The sequence below is a fragment of the Aeromicrobium tamlense genome (assembly GCF_013408555.1).
GTDB lineage: Bacteria > Actinomycetota > Actinomycetes > Propionibacteriales > Nocardioidaceae > Aeromicrobium > Aeromicrobium tamlense.
On sequence record NZ_JACBZN010000001.1, the window covers coordinates 273,553 to 288,513 of the forward strand.

Consider the following 14,961-nt stretch of genomic DNA (forward strand, 5'->3'; position numbering starts at 1 on the left):
CAAGTACCGCCGGATTCCGCTCCTCGTCATTGACAGGTAACTATGTTAGATGTAGTAACAGAGCAGACGACCCCGGAGGAGAACCATGAGGCTGCACCCGCCCGCACGCGTGGCCGAGTACGAGGCACTGGGGGTCTGGGGTGTTCCCACGTGGCCCGAGCGCGTGAGCGAGCACGTCGCGCAGGCCCCTGATCGTACGGCCCTCGTCGACGCACCGAACCTCACCTCGCTGATGGGCCTGGGCCCGCAGCGGTACACGTGGCGCCAGGTGCAGGAGCGTGCCCGCGACCTCGCCTCGCTGCTGCTCGCGGCCGGCGTGGGCCCGGGCGACGTCGTCGGCCTGCAGCTGCCCAACTGCGCCGACCTCGCCGTCTCATACGTGGCGCTCTCGTCGATCGGCGCGATCGCGACGCCCTTCCCGATGCAGTACCGCGAGTACGAGCTGACCCAGATGTGCGAGCTGGCAGGCGCGACCGCCTTCGTCGGCGCCGCGGAGTTCCAGGGGACACCGCTCGACGAGCGGCTGGCCGCGCTCGCCGCGCTGCCCTCGGTGCACACCGTGCTGACCTTCGGCCCGCGAGCCGTGGTCGACCACGTCGACCTCACGGCCGCGCTCGCCGCGCCGGTGGACCGCGCTCCGCTGGACCGCCTCGAGGTCGACCTCGACCCGAACGACGCCGTCACGATCTGCTGGACCTCGGGGACCGAGGCCACCCCGAAGGGCGTGCCGCGCTGCGCGAACGACTGGGAGCCGATGGGCCTGACCAGCGTCGACGCGATGGGCCTGACGGGGCAGGACGTCGTCCTCAACCCGTTCCCGATGGTCAACATGGCCGGCATCGGCGGGATGCTCGTGCCGTGGCTGCTGACCGGTGCCACCCTCGTGCTCCACCACCCGTTCGACGCGCCGGTGTTCTTCGGCCAGATCCGCGAGGAGCAGGTCTCCTACACCGTCGTGCCGCCGGCGCTGCTCGTGCGCGCCCTCGACCTGCCGTTCATGACGCCCGAGGGGATGCGCAGCCTGCGCCACATCGGCTCCGGGTCGGCGCCCCTGCCGCCCCCGATGATCCGCGCCTACCGCGAGCGGTTCGGCATCGACATCGTGAACTGCTTCGGCTCGAACGAGGGCCTCAACCTGGTCGGCGACCCCGAGACCGTGCCGGACCCCGAGCACCGCTCGCACCTGTTCCCGCGGTTCGGCTCGCCCGATCACAGCTGGTCGAACCGCGGTCCTCGCGGGTACGAGACGCGACTGGTCGACCCGGGCAGCGGCGCCGAGATCACCGAGGAGGGCCTGCCCGGCGAGCTGCTCGTGAAGGGTCCCGGCGTGATCGCCGGCTACCTGCCCGGGACCACCAGCTCGGACCCGTTCACCGAGGACGGCTTCTACCGCAGCGGCGACCTGTTCATGTACGTCGCGGACGCGGTCGGCGACCTGCGCTACCTCCAGTACGTCGACCGGGCGAAGGACATGATCGTGCGCGGCGGGATGAACATCTCGCCCGCCGAGCTGGAGACGCTGCTCGCGGGGCACGAGGACGTCGAGGAGGTCGCGGTCGTCGGCGTCCCCGATCCGGCGCTCGGGGAGCGCACCCGGGCCGTGGTGGTCCCGCGCGCCGGCGCCGAGGTGACGCTGTCGTCGCTGGTCGACTTCCTGAGGGAGCGGCACATCGCCAGCTACAAGCTCCCCGAGAGCCTGCTCGTGGTGGACGAGCTGCCGCGCAACCCGGTCGGGAAGGTCCTCAAGCGCTCGCTGAGGCACGTCGAGGCCTCCTGACCCACCCCTTCGCAGACCACGGCGCGCCGGCTTCCGGCGCGCCGTTCTGCTTTGTCTAGAGCAGTCTCGACGCATCAATGAGAAAAGACACTTCAAAACACAGAGTTTCTCTTGACCTGCCCCGTTTAAGGCCGTTATAAAGTGACGAGGGCCCCGGTATCGTGACTCGGGTCACAGGATATGCTCCTCCGGTCAGTCATTGAACTTCGCTAGCGAAAGGCTCCTGATGCTTCAGGTTTCGGACGTCGTTCTCCGCTTCGGCGGAGTGACCGCGCTCGACCGGGTGGGATTCGAGGTCGCGGACGGTGAGATCTGCGGACTCATCGGCCCGAACGGCGCGGGCAAGACCTCGCTGTTCAACTGCGTCACCCGCGTCTACCAGCCCGCCGAGGGCACGATCCGCTACGGCGACGTCGACGTGCTCGGTCTGCGCCGCCACCAGGTCATCCGCGCCGGTGTCGCGCGCACCTTCCAGAACCTCGCGCTGTGGCCCGAGATGACGGTCCTGCAGAACACGGTCGTCGGCGCCCACGGCGTGCAGACGCCCCACCTGCTGCCGTCGCTCGTCGGCTGGCCCGGGTCGCGCAAGGCGACCAAGCAGGTCGAGCGCGACGCCTGGGCCCTGCTCGAGCGCCTCGACCTCACCGAGGTCGCCCACCTGCCCGCCGCGGGCCTGCCCTTCGGCACCCTCAAGCGCGTCGAGCTGGCCCGCGCCCTCATCAGCCGCCCGTCGCTGCTGCTGCTCGACGAGCCCGCCGGCGGACTCACCCATTCGGAGGTCTCCGAGCTCGGTGACCTGATCCGTTCGCTGCGGGACGAGTTCGGCTTCAGCGTGCTGCTCGTCGAGCACCACATGGGCCTGGTCATGGGCGTGTGCGACCACGTCGTCGCGATGGACTTCGGCCGCACGATCGCCGACGGCCGTCCCGCCGAGGTGCAGCGGCACCCCGAGGTCGTCGCCGCCTACCTGGGGAGGTCCGCATGACCGCGCTGCTCGAGGCCACGGGCCTCACCGCCGGCTACGGCGGTGCCACCGTCCTGCGCGACGTCTCGGTGCACGTCGACGAGCACGAGGCCGTCGTCGTCCTGGGCGCGAACGGCGCCGGCAAGTCCACGCTGCTGAGCGTGCTGTCGGGCCAGCTGCCCTACCAGGGCTCGCTCAAGATCGACGGCCGCGAGGTCGCCAAGGCCCGCCCCGACACGATCCTGGCGCAGGGCGTCAGCCTCGTGCCGCAGGGACGCGGCACGCTGACCGCGATGTCCGTGCTGGACAACCTGCGCGTCGGCGCGGTCACCCGCAAGGACCGCATGGCCGTCGAGGACGACATCGAGCGCTGGTTCTCGGTGTTCCCGCGCCTGGCCGAGCGCAGCGATCAGGTGGCCGGCACCCTGTCGGGCGGCGAGCAGCAGATGCTCGCGATCGCCCGGGCGCTCATGAGCCGCCCCCGCCTGCTGATGTGCGACGAGGTCAGCCTCGGTCTCGCGCCGGTGATCGTGCAGGGCCTGTTCGACACGCTGCGCGACATCAACCGCGACTCGGGCACCGCCCTGCTGATGGTCGAGCAGAACGCCGAGCTGGCGATGGACATCGCCTCGCGGGTGTACCTGCTCGAGGTCGGCGAGGTCTCCGCCAGCGGGTCCGCGGAGGAGTTCCGCGCGGACGACAGCATCCGAGCCGCCTACCTGGGCTACTGAGGAGCACTCCATGGACATCCTGCTTTCCCGCGTCTTCGCGGGCGCCACGAGCGGCTCGGTCTACATCCTGATCGCGCTGTGCCTCGTCATCGTCTTCCGCAGCTCGTCGACGATCAACTTCGCCCAGGGCGAGTTCGCGCTGTTCACCGCCTACATCACGTGGTGGCTGACCGAGCGCGGCCTCAACCCGTGGGTCGCCATCATCCCGGCCATCCTCATCGGCTTCGCGATGGGCGCCCTCGCCGAGCGCTGGCTCATCAGGCCGGTGGCCAGACGCGACGAGACAGCCGTCCTGATCGTGGCCCTGGCGCTGTTCACCGGCCTGAACGGTCTTGACGGCTGGATCTGGGGATCGGACGACAAGGTCTTCCCGCGGATGCTGCCCAGCGGCGAGAACGACTTCGTCGAGATCGCCGGCGCCCGCCTCTACTACGACTCGATGGCGATCTGGGCCATCACGGCCGCCATCGTGTTCGGCCTCTACCTGTTCTTCACCTACACGAGCATGGGCCTGCAGATGCGGGCCGTGGCCACCAACCGGCAGTCGGCGGCGCTCTCGGGCGTCCGCGTCGGCCGGGTGCTGACCCTCTCGTGGGGCCTGTCGAGCGCGATCTCCGCCTTCGCCGGCGCCCTGCTCATCCCGATGGTCCCACCGGGCCAGCTGGGCCTCACCGGCATGTTCCACGTCCTGATCTTCGCGACGGCCGCCGCCCTGCTGGGCGGACTGGACAGCGTGAAGGGTGCCGTCGTGGGCGGTCTGGGGCTGGGCATCGGCCTGGCACTGGTGAACGGGTACGCGACGTTCCTGGGCGGCTCGATGTCGCTCACCGTCGCCCTCGTCGTGATCGTGGTCATCCTGCTGGTTCGCCCCACCGGACTGTTCGGGGCCCGACGTCTGGAGCGTGTGTGAGCACCCAAGCCAAGAAGCCCCGCGTCATCGAGCGCGGGACGCCCGTCCACCGCGCGCTCGTCGGCGCCGGGCTGGTCCTGCTGGTCGCCTCGACCCTGTGGCTCGGCGGCCTCGCGCCGTTCGAGATCGGCCAGGTCACCCGCGTCATGATCTTCGCGATCGCGATCGCCGGCCTGAACCTCGCGACCGGCTACGTCGGCCTGCTGTCGGTGGGTCACTCGGCCTTCTTCGGCATCGGCGCCTACACGACCGGCATCCTCATGGTGAAGGAGGGCTGGGAGGGCTGGGCGACCATCCCCGTGGCCTTCGCGATCAGCCTCGTCGTCGGCCTGCTGGTCGGCCTGCCGGCCCTGCGGATCCGCGGCCTGTACCTGGCGATGGTCACGCTGGCCTTCGCCGTCGCGTTCCCCGAGCTCGTGGCCCGCTTCTCCGGGCTGACCGGCGGCGCGAGCGGCATGACCATCCCGCGCACCGCGATGCGGCCGCCGGAGTGGACGGGACTCGGCCTGGGCGAGAAGTACGTCTGGCTCTTCTGGCTCTCCGTCGCGGTCATGGCCATCACCTTCTACGTGTGCTGGTGCCTGACGCGCAGCCGCTACGGCATGGCGATGTCGGCGGTGCGCCAGAACGAGATCGCCGCCTCGGCGTCCGGCGTCGACATCGCCGTCGTCAAGGTCGCGAGCTTCGGCCTCTCGGGCGCGATCACCGGTGCCGCCGGCTCGCTGTTCGCCCTCTACATGGGCAGCCTCTACGCCGAGGGCTCCTTCACCCTGATGGCGGGCATCACGCTGCTGATCGGCCTGGTCATCGGCGGTGAGCGGACCGTCCTCGGGCCGATCGCCGGCGGTCTCGCCGTGGTCTACGTGCCGTACTACACGGCCGACATCGGCAGCGGGCAGTCGTCGGCGGTGCTGTTCGCCCTCGTCCTGCTGTTCGTCATCTTCGTGGCCCCCGCCGGCATCGTCGGCTCGCTGGCCCAACTGATTCGACGCCGTGTCGTCGTCCGGGACCCGCGCCCGGTCGTCGCCACCGACGCGGCGTCCGCGGTGCCGGAAACGACCCCGCAGCCCGAGCACCAGCTCGACCGCACCTCCACCCCCATCGAAAGGTCCCGAACATGACCGCATCCACCACCATGCGCCGGCTCCGCCGGACGGCGGTGCTCCCGGCCGCGCTGCTGGCGAGCTTCACCCTCGTCGCCTGCGGCTCCTCCAGCGACGACGGCGACTCGAGCTCCTCGGGCGGCTTCGAGCTGAGCCTCGACGACTGCGAGGATCCCGACGCGGCGGCCAAGGAGATCACGGACACGATCAAGGTGGGCTACAGCGCCCCCCTGTCCGGCCCGATCGCCGGCGCGGCCGAGCTCGCCATCCAGGGCTACGACGCGCGCCTCAAGGCGGCCAACGACGCCGGCGGCATCGACGGCATGAAGATCGAGGTCAGCTACAAGGACGACGCCTTCGCGCCGGACAAGGCCAAGGCGAACGCCACCGAGTTCCTCCAGAAGGACAAGGTCGACCTCATCACGACGTTCGGCGCCGGTCAGGTCGCGGCGATCGCCGACGACCAGAACGCCGCCTGCGTCCCGATGCTGTACCCCAGCTCGAGCGACGTCCGGTTCACCGACATCGAGGCGTACCCGTGGACGCTGCAGTTCCTGCCCTCGGCCGACATCGAGACGAAGTTCATCGTCGACTTCATGAAGTCGAAGGTCGATGACATCACGCTGGGCATCGCCGAGAACGCCACCGGCAGTGGCGTGGCGATGGCCGAGGCGTTCAAGAAGTCGGCCGACGCCGGCGGGCTGGAGATCGCGGCCGAGACCGAGGACACCGACCCCGCGGCCGCCGCGACCAAGCTGAAGGCCGCCGGCGTCAACGTGCTCTACCACGGTGGCGTCACGGGCACCTGCGGCGTCCTGGACACCGCGATGGCCCGCGTCGACTTCAAGCCCGAGCTCGTCGTCAAGGCCAGCAACTGCGCCAACGCGGCGGAGTACCTCGCGGCCGGCCAGGCCGCCGACGGCGCGGTCGTGCCGAAGTACCTCAAGGAGCCGGCCGACCCGGAGGTCGCCGACGACCAGGGCATCAAGGACTACCTGGCGCAGGTTCCCGACGTCACCGACCCGAACAACACGATCACCGTGAGCGGCTGGATGGCCGCCGACCTGCTGGTCAACACCCTCCAGCAGGCCGCCGAGTCCGAGGACGGCCTGACCCGCGAGAGCATCATGAAGGCCTCGCGCGACCAGGACTACGCGTCCCCGGTGCTGCTCGACGGCGTGACGTGGAAGAGCACGGCGGATCGCTCCGGCGGCGTCAGCGGCTTCGGCCCGTTCGCCTGGTCCGCCAAGGACAAGCGGTTCGTCTCGGCGGGTGACGTGATCAGCGTCGACTGATCTCGCACATCACCACGCAGCGGGCCCGGTTCCCTCGACCGGGCCCGCTGTCGTGCGTGGGGTCAGAGGCCGAGGACGCCCGACGCGACGATGCCACGCTGGATCTCACTCGACCCGCCGTAGATCGTCACCTTGCGCAGGTTGAGGTGGGCGGCCGCGGCGCGGCGGGCCCAGCGGGTGACGCCGGGCGCGGTGCCTGCGGCCAGGAGCGCGTCCGCGCCGGCCAGGTCGAGCACGAGCTCGGCCACGCGCTGCTGCAGCTCGGTGCCGCGCAGCTTCAGGACGGACGAGGCCGGCTCGGGGCGCCCGTCGGCGGACTCCGCGGCCACCCGCAGGGACGTCAGCTCGACGGCCAGCAGCTCGCTCTCGAGCGTGACGAACCGGGCGCGGACTGCGGGGTCGTCCCAGCGGCCGTGCTCGCGGGCGTACCGTTTCGCCTGCGCGAGGCGCAGCTTCGTCTGGCCGACCTGGGCCACGCCGACGCGCTCGTTGCCGAGCAGGAACCGCGCGTACTCCCAACCGCGGTTCACCTCGCCGACGAGCTGGTTGGCGGGCACGCGCACGTCCTCGAGGAAGACCTCGTTGACCTCCGTCTCGCCGTCGATCATCTCGATCGGACGGATCGTCACGCCAGGGGAGTCGAGGTCGATCAGCAGCATCGAGATCCCGGCCTGGCGGCGCGGCGCGTCCGGGTCGGTGCGCACGAGGCAGAACATCCAGTCGGCCCAGTGCGCCAGGCTCGTCCACGTCTTCTGGCCGTTGACGACCCACGCGTCGCCGTCGCGCACTGCGGTGGTGCGCAGCGACGCCAGGTCGGACCCGGCCTCGGGCTCGGAGAAGCCCTGGCACCAGAACAGGTCCAGCGCGGCGGTCGGCGGCAGGAAGCGGCGCTTCAACTCGGGGCTGCCGAACGCGGCCAGCACCGGGCCGACGAGTCCCACGTTCGGGCTCAGCGGCGGGAAGACGCCCGCGAGATGCAGCTCCTCGCTCCACAGGTGGCGCTGCAGCGGCGACCAGTCCCGGCCGCCCCACTCCACGGGCCAGCCCGGCACGGCGAGGCCGGCGCGGTGCAGGATCCGGTGGGTGTCGACGATGACGTCGCGATCCAGCGGGGCCGCCTCGATCACGGGCTCGCGCAGGTGCCACGGGACCTCGGTCGTGAAGAACTCACGCAGGCGCAGGCGGAACTCGGTGAGCTCGGGGGTGAGGGACAGCCGCACGGTCAGTCGATCCGCTCGACCAGCATGGCCATGCCCATGCCGCCGCCGATGCACATCGTCGCGATGCCGTGCTGCTGGTCGCGTTCGCGCAGGCCGTGCAGGAGCGTCGTCATCATCCGGGCGCCGGTCATCCCGAACGGGTGGCCCAGCGCGATCGCCCCGCCGTAGGGGTTGAGCTGCTCCGTGATGTCGATCTTCAGCCCGTCCGTGACGGCCAGCACCTGGGCCGCGAAGGCCTCGTTCAGCTCGACGACGTCGATGTCGCCGATCGTCATCCCGGCGCGGTCGAGGACCTTCCGGACGGCCTCGATCGGGCCGACGCCCATGTACTCGGGCTCCAGGCCCGAGACGGCGGAGGCGACGAGGCGCGCGAGCGGCCGGTGGCCCAGCTCGCGGGCGCGCTGCTCGGACATGACGACCACCGCGGCGGCGCCGTCGTTGAGCGGGCACGCGTTGCCGGCGGTGACCCGGCCCTCGGGGCCGAGGACGGCGGGCAGCGAGGCGAGCGACTCGACCGTGGTGCCGGGGCGCGGCCCGTCGTCCTGCGTGACGACCGTGCCGTCGGCCAGGGTCACGGGCACGATCTCGGCGTCGAAGAAGCCGGACTCCTGCGCTGCCACGGCGCGGGCCTGCGACAGCGCGGCGAACTCGTCCATCCGCTCGCGCGAGACGTCGTGCCGACGGGCCACGTTCTCTGCCGTCTGCAGCATCGACTGGAAGAGGTCGGCGACGTAGTCCTCGCGGGACGGGTCGGTGAACCGGGGGTTGAGGTCGTCGTAGCCGCTCGGCGCGGGGACCTGCGAGACGCTCTCGACGCCGCCCGCCACGAAGACGTCGCCCTCGCCGGCGGCCACGGCGTGCGCGGCCGAGCGGATCGCCTGCAGCGACGACGCGCACGCCCGGCTCACGGTGAGGCCGGGCACGGTGTTCGGCAGCCCGGCGAGCAGTCCCACGGTGCGCGCGATGCCGAAGCCCTGCTGGCCCTCCGGGACCGCGCAGCCCAGCACGAGGTCCTCGACGGACTCCGGCGCGAGGCCCGGGACGGCCTCCAGCGCGGCCCGCACGGCGACGGCGCCGAGGTCGTCGGCGCGGACCGAGGACAGCGATCCCTTCCGGGCGCGTCCGATGGGGGTGCGGGCAGTGGAGACGATGACCGCCTCGGGCATGGGGACCTCCTGGATAGTGACTTGTCACAACGTATCGAAACGGAAGCACTTGGAACAGCTTGCGACGCAAGATGCCGACGATCGACGCCGTAAATCAGCGCATTCAAGGCGCGAGACAAAGCCTGTCATCGTCCGTCGAGTCACTGTTACAGTGAAAGCATGAGCGATGCAGACGTGATCGACGCCGAGGTGGCGGCCGACGACACCATCAGTTTCAGCCGGATCGGCTACGAGCGGCGCCGGCCCACGTGGGACGACGCCGACATGCAGGACGTCGCGGGGCGCACCGTGGTCGTCTCCGGCGGCACCGCCGGCGTGGGCCTGGGCGCCTCGACGAGCCTCGCGGCCCTGGGCGCGCACGTCGTGATGCTGGGCCGCAGCGCCGACCGCGGCGAGGCCGCCGTGAAGGAGGTCGTGGCCGCGACCGGCAACCAGCGCGTGGAGTGGGTGCGCCTCGACCTGTCCTCCCTGGAGTCGGTGCGCGCCACCGCGGCCGAGCTGCTCGAGCGGCTGCCGCGCATCCACGTGCTGATCAACAACGCCGGGGGCATGTGGGATGAGTGGGAGACGTCGGTCGACGGTATCGAGATGAGCTGGGCGACGAACATCGTCGGTCCGTACCTGCTCACCGAGCTGCTGCTCGACCGCCTGGCTGAGTCCGCTCCCGCGCGCATCGTCGAGATGACGTCGGGCGGCGCCTACAGCCAGCGCCTCACCCTGGGCGAGCTGCGCGGCGAGGCCGACGCGTTCGACCCGAAGGCGACCTACTCGCGCACCAAGCGCGCGCAGATCGTGCTGACCGAGCTGCGGGCCGCCGAGCTGGCCGACCGCGGGATCGTCGTCCACGTGACGCACCCCGGCTGGACCGACTCGCCGGGCCTGCGTGAGTCCGGCGCCATGCAGGGCTTCATCCGGCGCTTCGAGTCGGACTTCCGCACGCCGGAGCAGGGCGCCGACACGGCCGTCTGGCTGTCCTCGGCGCGGGAGCCCGGCGCGACCTCGGGCCTGTTCTGGCACGACCGGCGCCCGCGCGAGACGCACCGCGTCGACGCCACCCGCGAGACCGAGCAGGACCGTCGCGAGCTCGTCGAGCTGCTGCGCCGTCTCACCGGACTGGCCTGACCGCCGCCGAGCACGCGACCGCCCCGGAACCCTGCGGGTCCCGGGGCGGTCGTCCGTGCAGGGACTCAGCCGCTGAATCGGGCGGCCTCGGCGGAGTCGATGTACTCGTCGAGGCGCGCGATCCGGCCGTCCTCGTTGACGGTGACGACGACGCAGGCGTGCAGCTCGACGGGCTCGCCCGAGCGCACGTTCGTGCCGCGCAGGACGTGCTGCTGCACGACGCCGCCGTCGAACAGCTGGATCCGGCGATCGGTGTAGCGCCGGTCGGTGACGCGCTTGGCGATGCCCGTGAGCACCCGGGCGTTCTCCTCGACGGTCTGCTCGACGCCGTCGTGGTTGTGCCAGATCACGCCGTCCGGGGCGTAGATCTCGGCCAGGTCGGTCGGGTCGCCGGCCTCGGCGGCCGCGATGATGCGGTCGAGCAGCTGGACGTGGGGATGACGGTCGTTCATGGCTCTCCTCAGAGGGTGACGGGACGGCGGAGCTCGCGCTTGAGCACCTTGCCGACGGGGTTGCGCGGCAGCTCGTCACGGATCTCGAGACGCTCCGGCAGCTTGTAGGACGCGATCTTGGCCTCGCGCAGGAAGGCGACGAGCTCCTCCAGCGTCAGCGTGGCGCCGGGGTTGAGGGTGACGACCGCGGCGACGCGCTCGCCCATCTGCTCGTCGGGGTCGCCCACCACGGCCACGTCGGCCACCGCGGGGTGCTCGCCGACGAGGGCCTCCATCTCGGCCGGCGCGATGTTCATGCCGCCGCGGATGACGAGGTCCTTCGCCCGGTCGAGGTAGTGCAGGAACTGGTTCCGGTCGCCGGCGATCTCGAAGATGTCGCCGGTCATCAGCAGGCCGTCCTCGTCGAACGGGTTCGCCCGCGTCTCGGGGTCGAGGTAGCCGGCGAAGATCGTCGGGCCCCCGATGCGCAGCTCGCCGGGGACGCCGGGCTCGGTGACCTCCTCGCCCGTGACGGGGTCGACGAGCTTGATCTGGACCCAGTCGGCGACCTCGGAGGACCACGTGACGCCCGGCGCGCCGTAGCGCGGGAAGTACTGCGCGCGGTCGTCGGGATCGGGGAAGTCCTCGAGGCTCGACAGCAGGGCGATGCCCTCGTTCGAGCCGAAGAAGTTGATGACGCCGATGCCCAGCTTCTCCTGCCAGCCGCGCACCATGACGGGTTGCAGCGGCGCCGAGCCCGAGCCGATGCGGGTCAGGCTCGACAGGTCGATCTGGCCCAGCAGGTCGTCGTTGTGCAGCAGCATCCACAGCAGCGCCGGGGGAGCGACCGTGTAGGTGGCGCGCTCGACGGCGATCTGGCCGAGGAACGTCTTGAGGTCGAACGGGTGGTGCTGCACGAGCACGCCGCCGGTGCGCAGCCACGGCAGGAACATGCCGTTGATGCCGGCCATGTTGACCATGGGGAACGGGTTGAGCAGGACGTCGTCGGCCGTCACGCGCGGGGCGTCCACGGTGGCGGTGCTGATGGCGGCCCACTCGAGGTGCGCCCGGGGGACGCCCTTCGGCTCGCTCTCGGTGCCCGAGGTCCAGCAGATCGTCGCGCAGTCGTTCGCGTCGTTCGGGTCGGCGGCCCGGCGGGCCTCGATGCGGGCACGCTGGTCGCTCGTGGCGACGGTGGGCGTCCAGGCGTCGATGCCCTCGGGCAGGCCCTCCAGCTCCGTGGCGTCGCCGAACGCGACGACGCGCTCGAGGGTCGGCACGCGGTCGCGCAGCGCGGCGGCCTCCTCGGCCGGACGGCGGCCCGCGAACGCGGCTGCGGTGACGAAGGCGCGGAAGCCGGCCTGGTTCGCCATGCCGACGATCTCGTGCTCTCGGTACTGCATGGGAAGTGGCGAGACGACGATGCCGAGGAGCCACGCGGCGAGGTAGACCTCGGCCAGCTCGATGGTGTTCGGCAGCTGCACGCCGAGCACGTCCCCGCGCTCCAGGCCGAGGTCGTCGAGGCGGGCGGCGACCGCGAGGACCTCGTCGTCGAGCTCGCTCCACGTCAGCCGGCGCGGCGCCGATCCCAGCAGGTCAGCGCGGTTCGCGGGGTCGACGATGGCCAGGTGTGCGCCGCGCTCGGCCACCTGTTGGAGGTAGAACCCGTCGAGGGTCTCCTCGGTCCACCATCCCTTCGACTGGTACGCGCTGACCTTGGCCTGCGGATGCAAGCCCCGTGCGATCGCCATGGCTCTCCTCGTGACACTTCAGTTGACGGTGTGATACAGATTACTACATTAAACGTAGTGAGTAGCGCGAGGGAAGGGGTTGCCATGACACCGATGTCGGGACGTCCGGGAACGACGCAGGGGAGCCGGCGATGAGCCGCGGTCGCAGGACGCCGATCGCGGGCGCCACGCTCGTGGTGACCGGAGCCAACCGAGGCATCGGTCTGGCGTTCGTCCAGGAGGCGCTCGCCGCCGGGGCCGCCAAGGTCTACGCCGGCGTGCGCGACGTGGACGACGTGACGCCCGAGCTCGCGGACACGGGCGCCGAGCCCGTCGCGCTCGAGGTCACCGACCGCGAGCAGGTCGCCGCCGCCGCGCGCCACTGCGCCGACGCCACCGTGCTGATCAACAACGCGGGCCTCCACGCCGGCGACCGCCTCGTGCAGGCGACCGATCCCGACGCCGCGCGCCGCGAGATGGAGGTCAACTACTTCGGCCCCCTCGAGACCACCCGTGCGTTCGCGCCCGTGATCGCCGGCAACGGCGGCGGCGCGATCGTCAACGTCCTCTCGGTCGCGGCCATCGCGCCCACCGCCTTCATGGGCGGCTACTCGCCGTCGAAGGCCGCCGCGCTCTACCTCGGCGGCATCGCGCGCGCCGAGCTCGAGCCGCTCGACGTCGGCGTCACCTCGCTGATCGTCGGCTCGGTCGACACCCGGATGGCCGCGCACGTCGACGGCCAGAAGGAGGACCCGCGCGACGTCGCGCGCGTCGGCCTCAAGGCGATGGCGCGTGGCGACTGGACGTGCGACACGGACCGCATGGCGATCGAGTCGCGCGCCCGCATGGCCCTCGACCCGATCCGCTACGAGCGCGGCCTGGGCCGGCTGCTGTTCGTCGACCAGCTCGTGACGAAGCCGTGAGCACGCGCACCATCGACCTGGAGACCCACGGCGACGGCACCACGTTCCGTCGCCTCGAGGACGTGATCCGCCGCAGCGCGGCCCACGACCCCCAGGGCGTCGCGCTCGTCCAGCCCGGACGGCAGGTGACGTTCGCCGAGCTGGACGCGTCGACGAGCCGGTTCGCGCAGGCCCTCCTCGCCGAGGGCGTGCAGCCGGGCGACCGCGTGTGCCACGTCGGGGAGAACAGCGTCGCGTTCTTCGACGCGCTGTACGGCAGCGGCAAGGCCGGCGCGATCCCCGTGCCGATCAACTTCCGGCTGGCGCCGACCGAGGTCCTGCAGATCGTCGAGGACGTCGAGCCGCGCGTGGTCGTCCTGGGCGCCGGGATGGAGCACCACGCCGAGGCGCTCGCCGCGGTGCCCGGCGTCACCCGCGTCGTCACCGTGGAGCCCGTCGAGGGCCTGACCGGCCTCGCCGCGTGGGCGGGTGCGCAGTCGGGCGAGGACCCGGGCATCGCCCGCGATCCCGAGGACACGGCGGTCATGTTCTACACGTCCGGCACGACGGGCCGACCGAAGGGCATCGAGCTCGCCGGACGGAACCTCAGCTCGGCGCTCGCCGGCCCCCTCAAGGTGGTCCGCTTCGACGCGGACTCGGTGGCGCTGGCGCCCGTGCCGTTCTTCCACGTGACGGGCTTCGGCCTGGCGCTGATGGCGAACCTCAAGGGCGCGGCCGTGCTCATGATCAACCCGCAGGGCCCGGCCGACCTGCTGGACGTGCTCCAGCGGTACCGCGTCAGCCACTCGGTCATGGTGCCCACGGTCATCCAGTTCCTGCTCGGCCTGCCCGAGACGCGCGCCGGCGACTGGTCGGCGCTGCGCTGGATGATGTACGGCGGCGCCCCGATGCCCGAGCCCGTCCTGCGCGAGGCCACCGAGGTCTTCGGCTGCGACTTCTACCAGGGCTACGGCCTCACGGAGTCCACCGGCGGCGTCTCGTTCCTCGGCCCCGAGGACCACCGCGTCACGCCCGAGACGGTGCACCGACTGCGGTCCGTCGGCCAGGTACGCGGCAACAACGAGGTCCGGATCATCGATCCGGCGACGGGCCAGGACGTGCCCGCCGGCGAGCGTGGTGAGGTCCTCATCCGCGGCGGCAACGTCATGAAGGGCTACTGGCGTCGCCCCGAGGAGACGGCGGCCACGGTCGACGCCGACGGCTGGCTGCACACCGGCGACGGCGGCCGCCTCGACGCGGAGGGCTACCTCTACCTCGGCGACCGGCTCAAGGACATGATCGTGTCGGGTGGGGAGAACGTGTATCCCGCCGAGGTCGAGAGCGTGCTGACGGGCCACCCGGGCGTCGCGCAGGTCGCCGTCATCGGCGTCCCGTCCGACCGGTGGGGCGAGTCGCCCATGGCCGTCGTGGTCCGCGCCGCGGGCGACGCCGGCGAGCAGCTGACCGCCGAGGACCTGATCGGCTGGGCGCGCGAGCACCTGGCCCACTACAAGTGCCCCGTGGACGTGGCCTTCGTGAGCGAGCTGCCGCTGAACGCCAGTGGCAAGCTGCTGAAGGTCCGGCTGCGTGAGGAGTTCGCCCGGCGGTGA

13 protein-coding genes are annotated in these 14,961 nt (G+C 71.4%); 9 read left to right on the plus strand and 4 right to left on the minus strand.

Annotated features, from left to right (window positions below):
* The first annotated feature begins 85 nt into the window (after positions 1 to 85).
* The 6 genes from BJ975_RS01405 (at position 86) to BJ975_RS01430 (ending at position 6,780) form a co-directional block, all read left to right on the plus strand.
* The gene (locus BJ975_RS01405; protein WP_179422927.1) at positions 86 to 1,777 is read left to right on the plus strand and encodes a class I adenylate-forming enzyme family protein; all 1,692 of its coding nucleotides are present in this window, start codon (positions 86 to 88) and stop codon (positions 1,775 to 1,777) included.
* 226 nt (positions 1,778 to 2,003) lie between these two features.
* A complete protein-coding gene (locus tag BJ975_RS01410; RefSeq protein WP_179422929.1) occupies positions 2,004 to 2,762 on the plus strand; it encodes an ABC transporter ATP-binding protein in 759 nt (252 codons plus the stop codon).
* Complete coding sequence (locus BJ975_RS01415; RefSeq protein WP_179422931.1) at positions 2,759 to 3,472, plus strand: ABC transporter ATP-binding protein; 714 nt, start codon at positions 2,759 to 2,761, stop codon at positions 3,470 to 3,472. The genes BJ975_RS01410 and BJ975_RS01415 overlap by 4 nt, the downstream gene beginning before the upstream one ends.
* 10 nt (positions 3,473 to 3,482) lie before the next feature.
* Positions 3,483 to 4,382 (plus strand): branched-chain amino acid ABC transporter permease, encoded by a 900-nt coding sequence (locus BJ975_RS01420; RefSeq protein ID WP_179422933.1) that lies wholly within the window; start codon positions 3,483 to 3,485, stop codon positions 4,380 to 4,382.
* The gene (locus BJ975_RS01425; RefSeq protein WP_179422935.1) at positions 4,379 to 5,503 is read left to right on the plus strand and encodes a branched-chain amino acid ABC transporter permease; all 1,125 of its coding nucleotides are present in this window, start codon (positions 4,379 to 4,381) and stop codon (positions 5,501 to 5,503) included. Before BJ975_RS01420 ends, BJ975_RS01425 begins: the two co-directional genes overlap by 4 nt.
* A complete protein-coding gene (locus BJ975_RS01430; protein WP_179422937.1) occupies positions 5,500 to 6,780 on the plus strand; it encodes an ABC transporter substrate-binding protein in 1,281 nt (426 codons plus the stop codon). Before BJ975_RS01425 ends, BJ975_RS01430 begins: the two co-directional genes overlap by 4 nt.
* Before the next feature lie 62 nt (positions 6,781 to 6,842).
* Here the strand turns inward: BJ975_RS01430 and BJ975_RS01435 are convergent, their stop codons facing one another.
* Positions 6,843 to 8,000, minus strand: coding sequence for an acyl-CoA dehydrogenase family protein (locus BJ975_RS01435; protein ID WP_179422939.1), 1,158 nt, complete (start codon positions 7,998 to 8,000; stop codon positions 6,843 to 6,845).
* Positions 8,001 to 8,002: 2 nt separating this feature from the next.
* Positions 8,003 to 9,166, minus strand: a complete 1,164-nt coding sequence (locus BJ975_RS01440) for an acetyl-CoA C-acyltransferase (RefSeq protein ID WP_179422941.1) — start codon at positions 9,164 to 9,166, stop codon at positions 8,003 to 8,005.
* Positions 9,167 to 9,325: 159 nt separating this feature from the next.
* Here BJ975_RS01440 and BJ975_RS01445 point away from each other — a divergent pair, with 159 nt between their 5' ends.
* Positions 9,326 to 10,288: an SDR family NAD(P)-dependent oxidoreductase gene (locus tag BJ975_RS01445; RefSeq protein ID WP_179422943.1), complete on the plus strand. Its 963-nt coding sequence runs from the start codon at positions 9,326 to 9,328 to the stop codon at positions 10,286 to 10,288.
* Between the two features lie 65 nt (positions 10,289 to 10,353).
* On the opposite strand, the gene BJ975_RS01450 is transcribed toward BJ975_RS01445, so the two are convergent.
* Positions 10,354 to 10,740 (minus strand): nuclear transport factor 2 family protein, encoded by a 387-nt coding sequence (locus BJ975_RS01450; protein WP_179422945.1) that lies wholly within the window; start codon positions 10,738 to 10,740, stop codon positions 10,354 to 10,356.
* 8 nt (positions 10,741 to 10,748) lie between these two features.
* Entirely contained in the window at positions 10,749 to 12,470 is a 1,722-nt protein-coding gene (locus BJ975_RS01455) for a class I adenylate-forming enzyme family protein (protein ID WP_179422947.1), read from the minus strand.
* A 131-nt stretch (positions 12,471 to 12,601) separates the two neighbouring features.
* Between BJ975_RS01455 and BJ975_RS01460 the strand changes: the two genes are divergently transcribed.
* Both BJ975_RS01460 and BJ975_RS01465 read left to right on the plus strand, forming a co-directional pair.
* Positions 12,602 to 13,372: an SDR family oxidoreductase gene (locus BJ975_RS01460; protein ID WP_179422949.1), complete on the plus strand. Its 771-nt coding sequence runs from the start codon at positions 12,602 to 12,604 to the stop codon at positions 13,370 to 13,372.
* Entirely contained in the window at positions 13,369 to 14,961 is a 1,593-nt protein-coding gene (locus BJ975_RS01465) for a long-chain-fatty-acid--CoA ligase (protein WP_179422951.1), read from the plus strand. Before BJ975_RS01460 ends, BJ975_RS01465 begins: the two co-directional genes overlap by 4 nt.

Excerpts from the sequence above, each read along its gene's own strand:
- BJ975_RS01405 (WP_179422927.1), top strand. The coding sequence starts at position 86 with ATGAGGCTGCACCCGCCCGCACGCGTGGCCGAGTACGAGGCACTGGGG.
- BJ975_RS01410 (WP_179422929.1), top strand. The coding sequence starts at position 2,004 with ATGCTTCAGGTTTCGGACGTCGTTCTCCGCTTCGGCGGAGTGACCGCG.
- BJ975_RS01415 (WP_179422931.1), top strand. The coding sequence starts at position 2,759 with ATGACCGCGCTGCTCGAGGCCACGGGCCTCACCGCCGGCTACGGCGGT.
- BJ975_RS01420 (WP_179422933.1), top strand. The coding sequence starts at position 3,483 with ATGGACATCCTGCTTTCCCGCGTCTTCGCGGGCGCCACGAGCGGCTCG.
- BJ975_RS01430 (WP_179422937.1), top strand. The coding sequence starts at position 5,500 with ATGACCGCATCCACCACCATGCGCCGGCTCCGCCGGACGGCGGTGCTC.
- BJ975_RS01440 (WP_179422941.1), bottom strand. The coding sequence starts at position 9,166 with ATGCCCGAGGCGGTCATCGTCTCCACTGCCCGCACCCCCATCGGACGC.
- BJ975_RS01445 (WP_179422943.1), top strand. The coding sequence starts at position 9,326 with ATGAGCGATGCAGACGTGATCGACGCCGAGGTGGCGGCCGACGACACC.
- BJ975_RS01450 (WP_179422945.1), bottom strand. The coding sequence starts at position 10,740 with ATGAACGACCGTCATCCCCACGTCCAGCTGCTCGACCGCATCATCGCG.
- BJ975_RS01455 (WP_179422947.1), bottom strand. The coding sequence starts at position 12,470 with ATGGCGATCGCACGGGGCTTGCATCCGCAGGCCAAGGTCAGCGCGTAC.
- BJ975_RS01460 (WP_179422949.1), top strand. The coding sequence starts at position 12,602 with ATGAGCCGCGGTCGCAGGACGCCGATCGCGGGCGCCACGCTCGTGGTG.